The organism is Pseudomonas sp. MYb60 (assembly GCF_002979555.1).
GTDB lineage: Bacteria > Pseudomonadota > Gammaproteobacteria > Pseudomonadales > Pseudomonadaceae > Aquipseudomonas.
On the sequence record NZ_PCOZ01000025.1, the window covers coordinates 1 to 16,179 of the forward strand.

Sequence of the window (16,179 nt, forward strand, 5' to 3'; positions counted from 1 at the left end):
GTTGGGGCGAAGGCCTTTTGGTTACTTTTGGGCCTTTCCAAAAGTGACCCGCTGTAAGAGCGGAACCCTAAGCCGCCATTACCGCAGCAATGGATATGTACACAAAAAAATAGCCATCGGGGGCAAGCCCCCTCCCACATTTGAACTGTGAACCGCGCACCCAAACGGTCGGCTACCAGGCCGCCGCGCTTTTGCTCCTGATCTGGAGCGCCCCGTCAAACACGCTGGCCGAACGCAGGCTTGAATCCGTGGGCAACCCGACACGACGTGGTGCCAAGCGTTGGGCAAAGCGTTTTTGGTTACTTTTTGGGCGCTTTTCAAAAAGTGACCCGCTGCAAGAGCGGAACCCTACGTAGCCGTTACCGCAGCAACGGATATACCCCGACCCAGCGCAGATCCCAATTGACTCCCCTCCCACCCCCATGCTCTCCTACACCCTTGTTTCGGGTGCCCTGCAAAGGGTGAAACGGGAAACCGGTGCGTCATAGCGATATGACCAGTCCGGTGCTGCCCCCGCAACGGTAAGCGAGCGAAACGTCATATCCACTGTGCCCAGGCATGGGAAGGCGACGTTTTCAGGCATTGAGCCCCTCGCAAGCCCGGAGACCGGCCCGAAAATAATCAGATAACAAACCCGCGGTGGGCGGGCGCTGTTCGAAACCCTGCGTGCCCGGCTCGCGGGGTTTTCATGCGCTCGTCTCACCCTGAACACCCAAAGGGACGCGCCATGTCGACCATCAGCAGCACTTCGTCTACCGCCAGCAGCACCACCACCCTGAGCCAACGCCTGACCGCCGCCATTGGTGCGTCGATCCTCGGCGCGTGCCTGGTGTATTTCGCCGGGTTCTCCCATATCGAAGCGGTGCACAACGCCGCCCACGATACCCGCCACAGCGCTGCGTTCCCGTGCCATTGAGACCTGCCGACATGATCAAGCGTATCGCGCACACCGCAGGTTTCGCCGGCCTGGCGGCCGCCCTGCTGCTGACCCTGCTGCAAAGTTTCTGGGTCGCCCCGTTGATTCTGCAGGCGGAAGCCTTCGAGCAAGCACCCGCAGCGACCGAAATGCCCCATGACCACGCCGCAGGCGCCGCCGCACACAGCCACGACGCCGAAGCCTGGGAGCCTGAAGACGGCTGGCAACGCGTGCTGTCCACCACCGGTGGCAATCTAGTGGTCGCCGTCGGCTTTGCGCTGATGCTGGCCGGTCTGTACACGCTGCGTGCGCCTACTCGTACCGCCCAGGGCCTGTTGTGGGGCCTGGCCGGTTATGCCACCTTCGTCCTGGCGCCGACCATGGGCCTGCCGCCGGAACTGCCGGGCACTGCTGCTGCCGATCTGGCGCAACGGCAAGTCTGGTGGATCGGCACTGCCGCCTCCACCGCCGCCGGTATCGCGCTGATCGTATTTGGTCGCAACTGGCTGCTCAAGGCGCTGGGCGTGGCGATCCTGGTGGTGCCGCACGTGATTGGCGCGCCGCAACCGCAGGTGCATTCGATGCTGGCACCTGAAGAACTGGAAGCCCAGTTCAAGATCGCCTCGCAGCTGACCAACGTCGCGTTCTGGCTGGCCCTGGGCCTGATCAGCGCCTGGCTGTTCCGTCGCAACCGTGACGGCCAACACTCGGCATGACCCTGGTGGTCGGCCTGGGGTGCCAGCGGGGCTGTGACGTTCGCGCCCTGCTGGACCTGTTCGAGACCGCCCTCGCCGAGGGCGGTCTCGACCCCACGCAGGTAACCGCACTGGCCAGCATCGATCGCAAGCAGGATGAACCGGGATTACTGGCACTGGCGCAGCAGTTGCAATTACCGCTGCACTGTTTCAGCGCCGGGCAATTGGCGGTGTTCGAACACCGCCTGAGCCATAAATCCGAGGTCGCTTATGCCCATACCGGCTGCTATGGCATCGCCGAAAGCGCCGCCCTGGCCCTGGCCGAGCAACTCGCCAACAGCCCTGCGCGCTTGCTGATCCCTCGCAAAAAAACCACCCAGGCCACCTTTGCATTGGCGTGTGCCGGCTGAAATCCCGATAATTGTCCTTCCCGATCATGAGCAATCTTCATGCTCGCCCGCTTTCAAACAGGAATCCCCATGACCGTCTACTTCATCGGCGCAGGCCCCGGCGACCCGGAACTGATCACCGTCAAAGGCCAGCGGCTGATCCGCAGTTGCCCGGTGATCATCTATGCCGGCTCGCTGGTGCCCGCGGCGGTACTGGAAGGCCATCGGGCGCAAACGGTGGTCAACAGTGCCGAGCTGCATCTGGAACAGATCATCGATTTGATCAGGACGGCCCACACCAATGGCCAGGACGTGGCGCGGGTGCATTCGGGTGATCCAAGCCTGTATGGGGCAATTGGCGAGCAGATTCGTCATCTGCGCGAGCTGGGCATCCCGTTCCAGATCATCCCCGGTGTCACGGCCGTGGCCGCCTGTGCAGCCTTGCTGGAAACCGAGCTAACCCTGCCGGGTATCGCCCAGAGCGTGATCCTGACCCGCTATGCGGACAAAACCAGCATGCCCGCCGGTGAGGATTTCGACAGCCTGGCGCAGCATGGCACCACCATGGCGATCCATCTGGGGGTCAACCATTTGGATAAAATAGTCGCCGAGCTGCTCCCGCATTACGGCGCGGATTGCCCAATTGCCGTGGTACATCGGGCAACATGGCCGGACCAGGATTGGGCCACAGGCACGCTGAGCGACATTGCCGAAAAAGTCGCGGCCAAGGGGTTTCGGCGCACGGCACTGATCGTGGTGGGCCGGGTGCTCGCCAGCGACACTTTCAGTGAATCGTCGCTGTACCGCGCAGGCCATGCGCACCTCTTCCGCCCTGAGAAACAGGATTAGGTTATTGACGCAAGCCGCTGAATTTAAAGCATAAAAAACGGCGCTCACGGGGCGCCGTTTTTTCGTCTGCAGCGAACACCTTACTCAGTAGTAGGCGTTTTCTTTCTGCGTGTGGTCGGTCACGTCACGCACGCCCTTCAGCTCCGGCACACGCTCCAACAACGTACGCTCGATGCCTTCGCGCAGCGTCACGTCCGCCTGGCCGCAGCCCTGGCAGCCGCCACCGAATTTCAGCACCGCGATGCCGTCATCGACCACATCGATCAAGCTGACCTGACCGCCATGGCTGGCCAACCCAGGGTTGATCTCGGTTTGCAGGTAGTAGTTGATGCGCTCGTTCACCGGGCTGTCGGCGTTGACACTCGGGACCTTGGCGTTCGGGGCCTTGATGGTCAGCTGGCCGCCCATACGATCGGTGGCGTAGTCGACCACGGCGTCATCCAGGAAGGCTTCGCTGAAGTGGTCGATGTACGCCGTGAAGCTTTTCAGCCCCAGGGCGGTGTCTTCAGGTTTTTCTTCACCCGGCTTGCAGTAGGCGATGCACGTCTCGGCGTACTGCGTGCCAGGCTGGGTGATGAAGACGCGGATGCCGATACCCGGGGTGTTCTGCTTGGACAGCAGGTCGGCCAGGTAATCGTGGGCGGCGTCGGTAATGGTTATGGCAGTCATGGAAACTCCTCACAGGCTTGCCGGCAGTTTACGCCAAAATATTACCCAGGTACAAAGTCCGAGTAATTTTGTCAGGAACTTGCCGGCGATGGCGCTTACAGGTTCTCGTAGCGATTCATGTCCAGCACACCCTCTTCCACCGGCGTGGTTTCGTGGATGTACTGCGACAGGTCATGGAAGTACTGCCAGAACAACGGATGCGTGCGGCGCACGCCCCAACGGTCGACCACCTTTTCAAAGCCCTGGGCATCCTTGACCTGCTGCATCTGGGCCACAAATTCGCGTACTTCCTGAGTGGGGATATTGAACATGAAGTTCGGGTAGCTGCTCAGAACGCCTGGGTAGATCGTCACGGTGTCCAGGCCCGGCTGATAGCGATATGCCTCCCCCAGCAGGAACGCCACATTACTGTGGGCACGGTTGCGCAACAGGCTGTAGACCACACGTTTACCGGTAGATGTTTCGACCCGCAGCATGGTCGCTTCAGGCAATTGGTCGATGACCTTGAGGCCGGCCGCCGGGCGCGCGGTGAGCTGGCTCAGGGCCTGCTCGGCGTCCTGCAGCGCCGGGTCGATGCCGCTGCCCGAGCAATAGGCGCTGATGCAACGGTTGATCGGGTCCGGGCTGGCGTTCAAACTGCCATAGCGCGCAAGCAACTGGTTGGCGAAGTCGCGCTTCGGATCCTTTTCGCTCAGGTGCAGGCCAGTGGGCGTGTCGTCGTCAATGGCTTCGTAGTCCAGCCAGAGTTTGAGTTTGCCGCTGTTCTGGTACCAGTCATCGAGGAAGTCTTCGCGAGAGTCCGCCGGCATCAGGCGCAGGAAGTTCTGCTCGGCACCGTTGCGGATCAGGTCAAAGTACAGCCGCGTCTGGGCCTGATGCGACACATTGCCGAACACATCGAAGTTCACCGCCAACTGATAATAGGTGCGCTCCAGCAGCGGGTAGTCGAACAACCACATCGTCTGCGGCACTTCGCCGATCAACCCCTTGGTCACCGAGGCGCTGTCGAAGTGACGGAATATGCTCAACAAGGCGTTGTCATTGCCAGCCCACAGGCTAGACCAGTTGGGCGCCGGCAGGTCGGCGTAATTGTCGCGGCGCAAAGCCTCGTAGGCGTTGCGCTTGTCGCGGTAGGCCAGCCACAGGCTGAGGACGCTGCCGACATCATCGTTCTGCCCCGGCATCGCCAGCAACGGCGTGGTCTGGCCGCGATAACGGGCGTCGGTGATGTAGAGGTCATGGTCCGGGTCCTGGAACAGGGTCCAGAAGTTGTCGCGGATCACGTCCGTGGCAATCTGCCCACGGCACACCGGCCCGCGAATGAACGTGCGCACGAAGTATTCGGCGTTATCGAGCATGAACTGATAGCGGGCCTTGGCCGGGATGGCTTCGAACGTCTCGAACGGGTTGGCGCGACGGCCCGGCCCATAACCCGGCAAGGCATTGACCTGCCAGTTGTCGGCGTAGAACAGGTCCTTGACCCGCGCCAATTTCGCCGCGCTGAACGGGTACGTGATGTGGGTTTTGTGCACGATCACGCCCTGCACCGGCCACAGGCGGTAGTACACCTGCGTGCCCGGATCATCGTTGGGGCGCCGGGTGGCGATCAGGTCGATGGGCTGGCCGCTCGGCGTGCGTGAGCGCACCCACTGGAAGAAATGCCCAGGCTCGCCGCCTTCAAAGTAGATATGGGCGAGGAACAGGTGCTCGAACAACCAACGCGCGACCAGGCTTTCCTTGGCGCCGGGGCGGTTGAGCAGGTTTTCCCACTGCTGGACCTGCAGGGCCTCCTTGGCACTCGGTGCCAGCCCTTGTTCGTCAATCGGCGCACCGGAGGCGAGCCAGCGTTGCAGGGTCTGGTATTGCTGGTCGGTCAGGCCGGTGACGGCCAGAGGCATCCCTTCCTTGGGGTGGGCGCCCGCGTACGCATTGAACTCGCCCGGGGTGGCACACATGTTCGCGCGGTTCAGGCCCAGCACGATATTGTCGGGCAGCTTGGTGTTGGGGGGCAGCGGCGCGGTGTGCCCCAGCTCCAGCATGCGCGCCATCAGCGCGGCCTGGCTGCCCTGGGCGTCCAGCACGGAATAGAAGCCCTTCTGCTGCCAGGCCTGCTTGCCAAACGCGTCATAGAACAACCGCGTGGTCGGCGTCGCCTGGGTGCGTTCGCCGTCGTACACCGGCATTTTGCTCGCACCCCGGGCTGCGCCCTCGGCACTGCCCAGGTTCAACTGGCAGGCAGAGTCGTAGCAGGCATGGCAGGCCACGCACTTCTCGGTGAAAATCGGTTGGATGTCGCGGGTATAAGAGATCGCCGGGGCGGATCCTTCTGCCTGGGCAGTACTGGCTATCAAGGCCAGGACGGCGCTGACGATAAGACGAAGTGACATGTATCCGGTCCCGATTCAATGCTTGCGCTGTAATGTGTCGGTGATTCTACCGGGCCATACCTTCGAGCAACATGAACGATATTCATGCAAAACAGCACATGCTCAAAATCGGCACAGGTTTGTTATGATTCACGCCCTCCGAAATGCCTGACCTAGAGTAGTCCCATGTCCGATCGTAGCGTTCGTCTGCAAGCCCTTCATCAAGCCCTCAAGGACCGCATCCTGATCCTCGACGGTGGTATGGGCACGATGATCCAGAGCTACAAGCTTGAGGAAAATGACTACCGTGGCAAGCGCTTCGCGGACTGGCCGAGCGACGTCAAGGGCAACAACGACCTGCTGGTGCTGACCCGTCCGGACGTCATCGGCGGTATCGAAAAAGCCTACCTGGATGCCGGCGCCGACATCCTCGAGACCAACACCTTCAACGCCACGCGCATCTCCATGGCCGACTACGGCATGGAAGAACTGGCCTATGAGCTGAACGTCGAAGGCGCACGCCTGGCACGCAAGGTCGCCGACGCCAAGACCGGCGAAAACCCGGACAAGCCGCGCTTCGTCGCGGGCGTGCTTGGCCCGACCAGCCGCACCTGCTCGCTGTCGCCGGACGTGAACAACCCCGGCTACCGCAACGTGACCTTCGATGAACTGGTGGAAAACTACACCGAGGCCACCAAAGGCCTGATCGAAGGCGGTGCCGACCTGATCCTTATCGAAACCATCTTCGACACCCTCAACGCCAAGGCCGCGATCTTCGCGGTGCAGGGTGTCTACGAAGAACTGGGCCTCGAGTTGCCGATCATGATCTCCGGCACCATCACCGACGCCTCCGGCCGCACCCTCTCGGGCCAGACCACCGAAGCCTTCTGGAACTCGGTCGCCCATGCCAAGCCGATTTCCGTCGGCCTCAACTGCGCCCTGGGCGCCAGCGAGCTGCGGCCGTACCTGGAAGAGCTGTCGAACAAGGCCAACACCCACGTTTCCGCACACCCTAACGCCGGCCTGCCCAACGAGTTCGGTGAGTACGACGAACTGCCCTCGGAAACCGCCAAGGTCATCGAAGAATTCGCCCAGAGCGGCTTCCTCAATATAGTCGGCGGCTGCTGCGGCACCACGCCGGGCCATATCGAAGCCATCGCCAAGGCGGTGGCCGGTTATGCGCCGCGCCCGATCCCGGATATTGCGAAGGCTTGCCGCCTGTCGGGCCTGGAGCCGTTCACCATTGATCGCAGCTCGTTGTTCGTCAACGTCGGCGAACGCACGAACATCACCGGCTCGGCCAAGTTCGCCCGGCTGATCCGTGAAGACAACTACACCGAAGCCCTCGAAGTCGCCCTGCAGCAGGTGGAAGCCGGCGCGCAGGTGATCGACATCAACATGGACGAAGGCATGCTGGACTCGAAGAAGGCCATGGTGACCTTCCTCAATCTGATCGCTGGCGAGCCGGATATCTCCCGCGTCCCGATCATGATCGACTCCTCCAAGTGGGACGTGATCGAAGCCGGCCTCAAATGCATCCAGGGCAAAGGCATCGTCAACTCCATCAGCATGAAAGAAGGCGTGGAACAGTTCATCCACCACGCCAAGCTGTGCAAGCGCTACGGCGCCGCCGTGGTGGTGATGGCCTTCGACGAAGCCGGCCAGGCCGACACCGAAGCGCGCAAGAAAGAAATCTGCAAACGCTCCTACGACATCCTGGTCAATGAAGTCGGCTTCCCGCCGGAAGACATCATCTTCGACCCGAACATCTTCGCGGTCGCCACCGGCATCGAGGAGCACAACAATTACGCCGTCGACTTCATCAATGCGTGCGCCTACATCCGTGACGAGCTGCCGTATGCGCTGACGTCGGGCGGCGTGTCCAACGTGTCGTTCTCGTTCCGGGGCAACAACCCGGTGCGCGAGGCGATCCACTCGGTGTTCCTGCTGCATGCGATCCGCAACGGCCTGACCATGGGCATCGTCAACGCCGGCCAGCTGGAGATCTACGACCAGATCCCGGCCGAGCTGCGCGACGCCGTGGAAGACGTGGTGCTCAACCGCACCCCGGAAGGCACCGACGCCCTCCTCGCCATCGCCGACAAGTACAAGGGCGATGGCAGCGTCAAGGAAGCCGAGACCGAGGAATGGCGCAGCTGGGAAGTCAACAAGCGCCTGGAGCACGCGCTGGTCAAGGGCATCACCACCCACATCGTCGAGGACACCGAGGAATCGCGCTTGTCGTTCGCGCGCCCGATCGAAGTGATCGAAGGCCCGCTGATGTCCGGCATGAACATCGTCGGCGACTTGTTCGGCGCGGGCAAAATGTTCCTGCCCCAAGTGGTGAAATCCGCGCGCGTGATGAAACAGGCCGTGGCCCACTTGATCCCGTTCATCGAGCTGGAAAAAGGCGACAAGCCAGAAGCCAAGGGCAAGATCCTGATGGCCACGGTGAAGGGCGACGTGCATGACATCGGCAAGAACATCGTCGGCGTGGTACTCGGCTGCAACGGCTATGACATCGTCGACCTGGGCGTGATGGTGCCGGCGGAGAAGATCCTGCAGGTGGCCAAGGAGCAGAAGTGCGACATCATCGGGCTGTCCGGCCTGATCACGCCGTCGCTGGACGAGATGGTGCACGTGGCCCGCGAGATGCAGCGCCAGGACTTCCACCTGCCGCTGATGATCGGCGGCGCGACCACCTCCAAGGCGCACACGGCGGTGAAGATCGAGCCCAAGTACAGCAACGATGCGGTGGTGTACGTCACCGACGCCTCCCGCGCGGTAGGCGTAGCGACGCAGTTGCTGTCCAAAGAGCTGAAAGCCGGCTTCGTCGAGCGTACCCGCGAGGAGTACGTCGAAGTGCGCGAACGCACCGCCAACCGCAGTGCTCGTACCGAACGCTTGAGCTACGCGGCCGCTATCGCCAAGAAGCCACAGTTCGACTGGAGTACCTACAGCCCGGTGGTTCCAACGTTTACCGGCGCCAAGGTGCTGGACAATATCGACCTGAACGTCCTGGCCGAGTACATCGACTGGACACCGTTCTTTATTTCCTGGGACCTGGCCGGCAAATTCCCGCGCATACTCACCGACGAAGTGGTCGGCGAAGCCGCCACCACGCTGTACGCCGATGCCCGGGAAATGCTCAAGAAACTGATCGACGAAAAACTCATCAGCGCCCGCGCTGTATTTGGTTTCTGGCCGACCAACCAGGTGCGCGACGATGACCTGGAAGTTTACGGCGAGGATGACAAGCCGTTGGCGACCCTGCATCACCTGCGCCAGCAGATCATCAAGACCGACGGCAAGCCGAACTTCTCCTTGGCCGACTTCGTTGCGCCCAAGGACAGCGGCGTGACCGACTATATCGGGGGCTTCATCACCACCGCCGGCATCGGCGCCGAGGAAGTGGCCAAGGCGTATCAAGATGCCGGCGACGACTACAACTCGATCATGGTCAAAGCCCTTGCCGACCGCCTGGCCGAAGCCTGCGCCGAATGGCTGCACCAGCAAGTGCGTAAAGACTATTGGGGTTACGCCAAGGACGAGCAACTGGACAACGAGGCGCTGATCAAGGAGCAATACAGCGGCATCCGCCCTGCCCCCGGTTACCCGGCCTGCCCTGACCACACCGAGAAAGCCCAGTTGTTCCAACTGCTCGACCCTGAAGCCCGCGAACTGCAGGCTGGGCGCAGCGGCGTATTCCTCACCGAGCACTACGCAATGTTCCCCGCAGCGGCCGTCAGCGGCTGGTACTTCGCCCACCCGCAGGCGCAGTACTTTGCCGTGGGCAAGGTCGACAAGGACCAGGTCACCAGCTACACCGCACGCAAGGGCCAGGACCTGGCCGTGACCGAGCGCTGGCTGGCACCGAACCTGGGTTACGACAACTGAAGTCGGATGGATTGTCTATGCTGTCCCTGACACATCTCGTGCGGAGGGACACATGGACGATCCAGCCAATAACAAGCCCCCAACCTTTTGGCAGATGCTGCACAGCGTGATGGCGGCGGCGTTTGGCGTGCAGAGCGGGAAAAATCGTGCACGTGATTTTACCCATGGAAAGCCCAGCCACTTTGTGCTTCTGGGTATCGTGTTTACAGCGGTATTTGCGCTGACGCTGTTTGGCATCGTCCAACTGGTGCTGCACTTGGCCGGCGTGTAAACACAATCAAAATGTGGGAGGGGGCTTTCCCCCCTCCCGCATTGGGTTTCCTATTGTGTCTGCCTACTGGTGGCTCACCCAGAACACAGCTGTACCCACCACCAGAATAATCAAGAACAGAATCGCCCAGGCATCCACGGTACTGTCGGGTTTACGGGCTTTTGTCGAATTGCTCATCGCATCGCCTCTTATCGGTTTTGTCAGGTGATTGCATCAGACTCGACCTCAGTAAAGTCGAGGATTGCCCGCATGACAAATAGGGTTATCGCGAGAACCAGTCTCATTAGTCATTTTGGTTATTTGCATATACTCAAACATCACTTTTGCGCATAAACGCAAACTGGTATCGTGCGCCGGCTCCGTTGGGAGTGCGCGGCCGTGCGCGCAGATTTGCCGAGAACAGGACCTATATGTACGTATACGACGAATACGATCAGCGCATCATCGAGGACCGCGTCAAGCAGTTCCGTGATCAGACCCGACGCTATCTGGCAGGTGAACTGAGCGAAGAAGAGTTCCGCCCTCTGCGCCTGCAAAATGGCCTTTATGTTCAGCGTTTTGCGCCGATGCTGCGGGTTGCCGTGCCTTATGGCCAATTGACTGCGCGCCAGACGCGCATGATGGCCAAGATCGCCCGCGATTTCGACAAAGGCTATGCCCACATCAGTACCCGCCAGAACGTCCAGTTCAACTGGCCGGCGCTGGAAGACGTGCCGGACATCCTGGCTGAACTGGCCACCGTGCAGATGCACGCCATTCAGACCAGCGGTAACTGCCTGCGCAACGTGACCACCGACCAGTTCGCCGGTGTCGCCGCCGACGAGTTGATCGACCCGCGCCCCTGGTGTGAAATCGTCCGTCAATGGACCACCTTCCACCCGGAATTCGCCTACCTGCCACGCAAGTTCAAGATCGCCATCAATGGCTCGACCTCGGACCGCGCGGCCATCGAAGTGCACGACATCGGCCTGGAGCCGGTGTACAACGCTGCCGGCGAGCTGGGCTTCCGTGTACTGGTGGGTGGCGGCCTGGGCCGTACCCCGGTGGTCGGTGCCTTCATCAACGAGTTCCTGCCGTGGCAAGACCTGTTGAGCTATCTCGATGCCATCCTGCGGGTCTACAACCGCTATGGCCGTCGTGACAACAAGTACAAGGCCCGGATCAAGATCCTGGTCAAGGCGCTGACCCCTGAGGTGTTCGCCCAGAAGGTCGACGCCGAGATGGAACACCTGCGCGGCGGCCAGACCACCCTGACCGAAGCCGAGGTGCATCGCGTCGCCAAGCACTTCGTCGACCCCGAATACAAGGCCCTGAGCAATCAGGACGCCGAGATCGCCGCCCTCGACCGTGAGCACCCAGGTTTCGCCCGCTGGCGTGGCCGCAACACCCTGGCGCACAAGAAGCCGGGCTATGTGGCCGTGACCCTGTCGCTGAAACCTACCGGCGTTGCGCCAGGTGATATCACCGACAAGCAGCTGGACGCCGTCGCCGACCTGGCCGACCGCTACAGCTTCGGTCAACTGCGCACCTCCCACGAGCAGAACATCATCCTCGCGGACGTCGAGCAGAGCCAGCTGTTCACCCTGTGGGGCGAGCTGCGTGAAGGCGGTTTCGCCACGCCGAACATCGGCCTGCTGACCGACATCATCTGCTGCCCGGGTGGCGACTTCTGCTCCCTGGCCAACGCCAAGTCGATCCCGATTGCCGAATCGATCCAGCGCCGTTTCGACGACCTGGACTACCTGTTCGACATCGGCGAGCTGGACTTGAACATTTCCGGTTGCATGAACGCCTGTGGTCACCACCACGTTGGCCACATCGGCATCCTGGGCGTGGACAAGAAAGGCGAAGAATTCTACCAAGTGTCCCTGGGCGGCAGCGCCAGCCGCGATGCGAGCCTGGGCAAGATCCTCGGCCCGTCCTTCGCCCAGGAAGCCATGCCGGAGGTGATCGGCAAGCTGATCGACGTGTACATCGAGCAGCGCACCGAAGATGAGCGCTTCATCGACACCTACCAGCGCATTGGCATCGACCTGTTCAAGGAGCGCGTCTATGCAGCGAATCATTAAGAACAACGAAGTCCTCGACGAAACCTGGCACCTGCTGCCCAAGGACGCGAGCTTCGACGGCATTTCCAACTGTGACGACCTGATCGTACCGTTGGCCCTGTGGCGCGAACATGGCCACGCCCTCAAGGCCCGCGATGGCGGCCTGGGCGTGTGGCTGGACGCCGATGAAGAAGCCGAGGAAATCGGCGACGACGTGGAACACTTCCAGGTCATCGCCCTGAACTTCCCGGCCTTCACCGACGGTCGCAACTACTCCAATGCGCGCCTTTTGCGTGACCGCTACGGTTACAAGGGCGAGTTGCGGGCGATTGGCGACGTGCTGCGCGACCAACTGTTCTACCTGCGTCGCTGCGGTTTCGATGCCTTCGCCCTGCGCGCAGACAAAGACCCCTACGAAGCACTGGAAAGCCTCAAGGACTTCTCGGTGACGTACCAGGCTGCGACGGATGAGCCGTTGCCGCTGTTCCGCCGCCGCTGAGCCTTGCTCTGGAAAAAACCCTGGCATGCCAGGGTTTTTTTATGGGTTCGATTTGATTGACGCCAGTACCTGCTTTTGCCCCATGGAACACGGCACCCCTTCCGGCTGCGCTCGCACCGCCTCAATCACCCCCAACAATTGCGCCTTGCTGTGGGCCAATTGCGCCTGCATCTGTTCGATCTGCGCCACCTTGCGCTCCAGCGCCTCGATCAACTCTTCGCGCTTGTGCTCCCCCGGTGCCGGCATCAACGCCTTGAGCTCCTGCAAGGTAAACCCGGCCTGCTGCGCGCTCTGGATCAACTGCAAGGCCATCAACGCTTCCGGTGCATAACGTCGGTATCCGTTGGCTTGACGCCCGACCTGGCTGATCAGCCCCTCGGCCTCGTAGAAGCGGATGCGCGACGCCGCCAACCCACTCTGTTTGGCCAGTTCACCAATATTCATCGCCGTGCCTGCTTGACATTAAAGTTAACTTTAAGCTTAGCCTGAGGCCTCCCCTGCTCAGGAGTCAACCCATGTCACCCTTTGAAGCCTTGCAACTGCCTAATGGCCAAGTCCTCTCCAATCGCATCGCCAAGGCCGCGATGGAAGAAAACATGGCTGATGGCCGGCAAGCCCCGTCCCGTGAATTGAAACAGTTGTACAAGGCCTGGGCCGAGGGTGAGCCGGGCTTGCTGATCACCGGCAACGTGATGATCGACCGGCGCGCCATGACCGGTCCCGGCGGTGTCGCGCTGGAAGACGAACAGCATCTGCACAGCTTTCGTGAATGGGCGTCGGTCGCCAGGGACAAAGGGGTGCACTTCTGGGTGCAGCTCAGCCATCCAGGCCGCCAGACCCCGGCCAACCTGCGCCAGCGAGCCGTGGCACCTTCCGCCGTGGCCCTCGACCTGGGGGGCTTCTCGAAAATGTTCGCCAAACCCCAGGCCATGAGCGAGGACGATATCCAGGACGTGATCAAGCGCTTCGCCACCAGCGCCCAACTGGCCGAGAAAGCCGGGTTTACCGGGGTGCAGATCCACGGCGCCCATGGGTACTTGCTAAGCCAGTTCCTGTCGCCCTTGAGCAACCAACGCACCGACCGCTGGGGCGGATCCCTGGAAAACCGTGCACGCTTGCTGCTGGACGTGATCGCGGCCGTGCGTGCCAACGTCAGCCCGTCATTCTGCGTGGGGGTCAAACTCAATTCCGCCGATTTCCAGCGCGGCGGTTTTGCCGAGGCCGATGCGCGTGCCGTGATCGAGATGCTCAACCCGCTGCCCATCGACCTGCTGGAGCTGTCTGGCGGCAGTTACGAGGCGCCCGCCATGCAAGGCGAAGCGCGCGACGGGCGCACCCTGGCGCGCGAAGCGTACTTCCTGGAAATGGCAACCGAACTGGCGGGCGTCGCGAAAATGCCGGTGATGGTCACCGGTGGCATCCGCCGCCTGCCCATCGTGCAGCACGTGCTGGACAGCGGCATCGCCATGGCGGGCATCGCCACGGCCCTGACCCTGGAGCCCCAGTTGATCACGCACTGGCGCGAAGGCCGCGACCCCAATCCGCAACTCAAACCGATCGACTGGAAGCGCAAACCCCTGGCCTCCCTCGCCATTCTGGCCGTGGTGCGTTACCAGATGCAGCGCCTGAGCCGGGGTGACTTGCCCAAGGCCAAGGTCGCTCCATGTATGGCGCTGGTACGTGACCAGTGGTTTATCGCCCGGCGCACGCGGCAGTACCGAGCGTCCATGACGCAATCTTCACATTAAAAGCGGAGCATTCGCCGTGATCGAACTGTCCCCTATTGATCAGCAGTTTTTAACCTCACTGACGATTGGAGTTCTTCATGGCGAAAATCAACCTGGCCCAACAGATGGCGACCACCCTTGAACAGGCGGGCATCAAGCGCATCTGGGGCCTGACCGGTGACAGCCTCAACGGCCTCACCGACGCCTTGCGCAGCATGGACAGCATCGAGTGGATGCATGTGCGCCACGAGGAAGTTGCCGCGTTCGCGGCCGGCGCCGAAGCGGCAGCCACCGGCGAATTGACGGTATGCGCCGGCAGTTGCGGACCGGGTAACCTGCACTTGATCAACGGCCTGTTTGACTGCCACCGCAACCATGTGCCGGTGCTGGCGATTGCGGCGCAGATCCCCTCCACCGAAATCGGCTTGAATTACTTCCAGGAAACCCATCCCCAGGAGCTGTTCAAGGAATGCAGCCACTTTGTCGAACTGGTCACCAGTGCGGAGCAGATGCCTCACGTGCTGCACCGCGCCATGCGTTCGGCGATCCTCAATCGCGGCGTCGCCGTGGTGGTGATACCGGGTGACGTTTCACTGCTGGAAGTGGAAGACAAACTCAAGCCCTGGCCGGCCCTGCATGCACCGCGCACCTTGCCGGCGGAGCAGGACCTGCAGCACCTCGTCGAGATCCTTGAAAGCAGCCAGAAAACCACCCTGCTGTGCGGCAGCGGTTGCGCGGGGACCCACGACCAGGTGGTGGCCTTGGCTGACACCCTCGGCGCGCCGGTGGTACACGCCTTGCGTGGCAAAGAGCACGTGGAATGGGACAACCCCTTCGACGTGGGCATGACCGGCCTGATCGGCTTCAGCTCCGGGTACCACGCGATGCTCGACTGCGACACGCTGATCATGCTCGGCACGGATTTCCCCTACCGTCAGTTCTACCCGACCGATGCAAAGATCATCCAGGTCGACCGCGACCCACAAGCGCTGGGGCGCCGCGCCACGCTTGACCTGGGCATTGCCGCCGACGTGGGTGAAACCATCGACGCCCTGCTGCCGCGCTTGACGCGCAAGACCGATCGCAGCTTTCTCGACACGTCGCTGACGCATTACCAGAAAGCCCGCCAAGGCCTTGATGACCTGGCGCAACCGTCCAAGGCCAACCGGCCGATCCATCCACAATATGTTGCGCGCTTGCTCAGCGAACTGGCGGACGATGACGCGATTTTCACCGCTGACGTGGGCTCGCCCACCGTTTGGGCCGCACGTTACCTGAAGATGAACGGCAAACGCCGGCTGATCGGTTCGTTCAACCACGGCTCGATGGCCAATGCGATGCCCCAGGCGATTGGCGCACAAGCGGCATTTCCAGATCGTCAGGTGATCTCGATGTCGGGCGACGGCGGTTTCGCCATGCTGATGGGGGATTTCATTTCACTGGCACAGTTGAAACTGCCGGTGAAAGTCATCGTGTTCGATAACTCGTCGCTGGGTTTTGTGGCGATGGAGATGAAAGCCGCGGGTTATCTGGACGCTGGCACCGAGCTGAAAAACCCGGACTTTGCCGCCATGTCCAATGCCATGGGGATCCTGGGCATTCGCGTGGAACAGTCCGAAGACCTGGAACCGGCATTGCGCCGCGCCCTGGCCCATGATGGGCCGGTGCTGGTGGATGTAGTGACGGCGACTCAGGAACTGGTGATGCCGCCGACTATCAAGTTGGAGCAAGCCAAGGGGTTCAGCCTGTACATGCTCAAGGCCGTCATGAGTGGGCGCGGCGATGAGGTCATCGAGCTGGCCCGCACTAACTGGCTGCGCTGATCTAGAACGGTGGGAGGGGGCTTGCCCCCT

At 61.6% G+C, this 16,179-nt stretch carries 13 protein-coding genes and 1 riboswitch; of the genes, 10 read left to right on the top strand and 3 right to left on the bottom strand.

The window, feature by feature from the left end; translation table 11 throughout:
* Nucleotides 1–428: 428 nt before the first annotated feature.
* A riboswitch (cobalamin riboswitch) is annotated at nucleotides 429–630 on the top strand.
* Nucleotides 631–727: 97 nt separating this feature from the next.
* The 4 genes from CQ041_RS24135 (at nucleotide 728) to cobM (ending at nucleotide 2,849) form a co-directional block, all read left to right on the top strand.
* Nucleotides 728–916, top strand: coding sequence for a CbtB-domain containing protein (locus CQ041_RS24135; RefSeq protein WP_105524917.1), 189 nt, complete (start codon nucleotides 728–730; stop codon nucleotides 914–916).
* 11 nt (nucleotides 917–927) lie between these two features.
* On the top strand, nucleotides 928–1,632 hold the full coding sequence (locus CQ041_RS24140; protein WP_105524918.1) for a CbtA family protein: 705 nt from the start codon (nucleotides 928–930) through the stop codon (nucleotides 1,630–1,632).
* Nucleotides 1,629–2,021, top strand: coding sequence for a cobalamin biosynthesis protein (locus CQ041_RS24145; RefSeq protein WP_105524919.1), 393 nt, complete (start codon nucleotides 1,629–1,631; stop codon nucleotides 2,019–2,021). Before CQ041_RS24140 ends, CQ041_RS24145 begins: the two co-directional genes overlap by 4 nt.
* Before the next feature lie 69 nt (nucleotides 2,022–2,090).
* Nucleotides 2,091–2,849, top strand: a complete 759-nt coding sequence (gene cobM, locus CQ041_RS24150) for a precorrin-4 C(11)-methyltransferase (protein WP_105524920.1) — start codon at nucleotides 2,091–2,093, stop codon at nucleotides 2,847–2,849.
* An 84-nt stretch (nucleotides 2,850–2,933) separates the two neighbouring features.
* On the opposite strand, the gene nfuA is transcribed toward cobM, so the two are convergent.
* Both nfuA and CQ041_RS24160 read right to left on the bottom strand, forming a co-directional pair.
* A complete protein-coding gene (gene nfuA / locus CQ041_RS24155) occupies nucleotides 2,934–3,518 on the bottom strand; it encodes a Fe-S biogenesis protein NfuA (protein WP_032887092.1) in 585 nt (194 codons plus the stop codon).
* 95 nt (nucleotides 3,519–3,613) lie between these two features.
* Nucleotides 3,614–5,905 carry a fatty acid cis/trans isomerase gene (locus CQ041_RS24160; RefSeq protein ID WP_105524921.1) on the bottom strand — a complete coding sequence of 764 codons (2,292 nt, stop codon included), beginning with the start codon at nucleotides 5,903–5,905 and terminating at the stop codon, nucleotides 3,614–3,616.
* 165 nt (nucleotides 5,906–6,070) lie between these two features.
* On the opposite strand from CQ041_RS24160, the gene metH reads away from it, so the two are divergent.
* From metH to CQ041_RS24180, 4 genes are all read left to right on the top strand, one after another.
* Nucleotides 6,071–9,781, top strand: coding sequence for a methionine synthase (gene metH, locus CQ041_RS24165; protein WP_105524922.1), 3,711 nt, complete (start codon nucleotides 6,071–6,073; stop codon nucleotides 9,779–9,781).
* A gap of 52 nt (nucleotides 9,782–9,833) precedes the next feature.
* The gene (locus CQ041_RS24170; RefSeq protein WP_105524923.1) at nucleotides 9,834–10,052 is read left to right on the top strand and encodes a DUF2970 domain-containing protein; all 219 of its coding nucleotides are present in this window, start codon (nucleotides 9,834–9,836) and stop codon (nucleotides 10,050–10,052) included.
* 410 nt (nucleotides 10,053–10,462) lie between these two features.
* The gene (locus tag CQ041_RS24175) at nucleotides 10,463–12,121 is read left to right on the top strand and encodes a nitrite/sulfite reductase (RefSeq protein ID WP_105524924.1); all 1,659 of its coding nucleotides are present in this window, start codon (nucleotides 10,463–10,465) and stop codon (nucleotides 12,119–12,121) included.
* A complete protein-coding gene (locus tag CQ041_RS24180; RefSeq protein WP_048727764.1) occupies nucleotides 12,105–12,599 on the top strand; it encodes a DUF934 domain-containing protein in 495 nt (164 codons plus the stop codon). The genes CQ041_RS24175 and CQ041_RS24180 overlap by 17 nt, the downstream gene beginning before the upstream one ends.
* A 39-nt stretch (nucleotides 12,600–12,638) precedes the next feature.
* On the opposite strand, the gene CQ041_RS24185 is transcribed toward CQ041_RS24180, so the two are convergent.
* Nucleotides 12,639–13,043: a MerR family transcriptional regulator gene (locus tag CQ041_RS24185; protein WP_105524925.1), complete on the bottom strand. Its 405-nt coding sequence runs from the start codon at nucleotides 13,041–13,043 to the stop codon at nucleotides 12,639–12,641.
* A gap of 71 nt (nucleotides 13,044–13,114) precedes the next feature.
* On the opposite strand from CQ041_RS24185, the gene CQ041_RS24190 reads away from it, so the two are divergent.
* Together CQ041_RS24190 and poxB are read left to right on the top strand one after the other, a co-directional pair.
* Complete coding sequence (locus CQ041_RS24190; RefSeq protein ID WP_105524926.1) at nucleotides 13,115–14,347, top strand: NADH:flavin oxidoreductase/NADH oxidase family protein; 1,233 nt, start codon at nucleotides 13,115–13,117, stop codon at nucleotides 14,345–14,347.
* A gap of 77 nt (nucleotides 14,348–14,424) precedes the next feature.
* On the top strand, nucleotides 14,425–16,149 hold the full coding sequence (gene poxB, locus CQ041_RS24195) for a ubiquinone-dependent pyruvate dehydrogenase (RefSeq protein WP_105524927.1): 1,725 nt from the start codon (nucleotides 14,425–14,427) through the stop codon (nucleotides 16,147–16,149).
* Nucleotides 16,150–16,179: the final 30 nt, after the last annotated feature.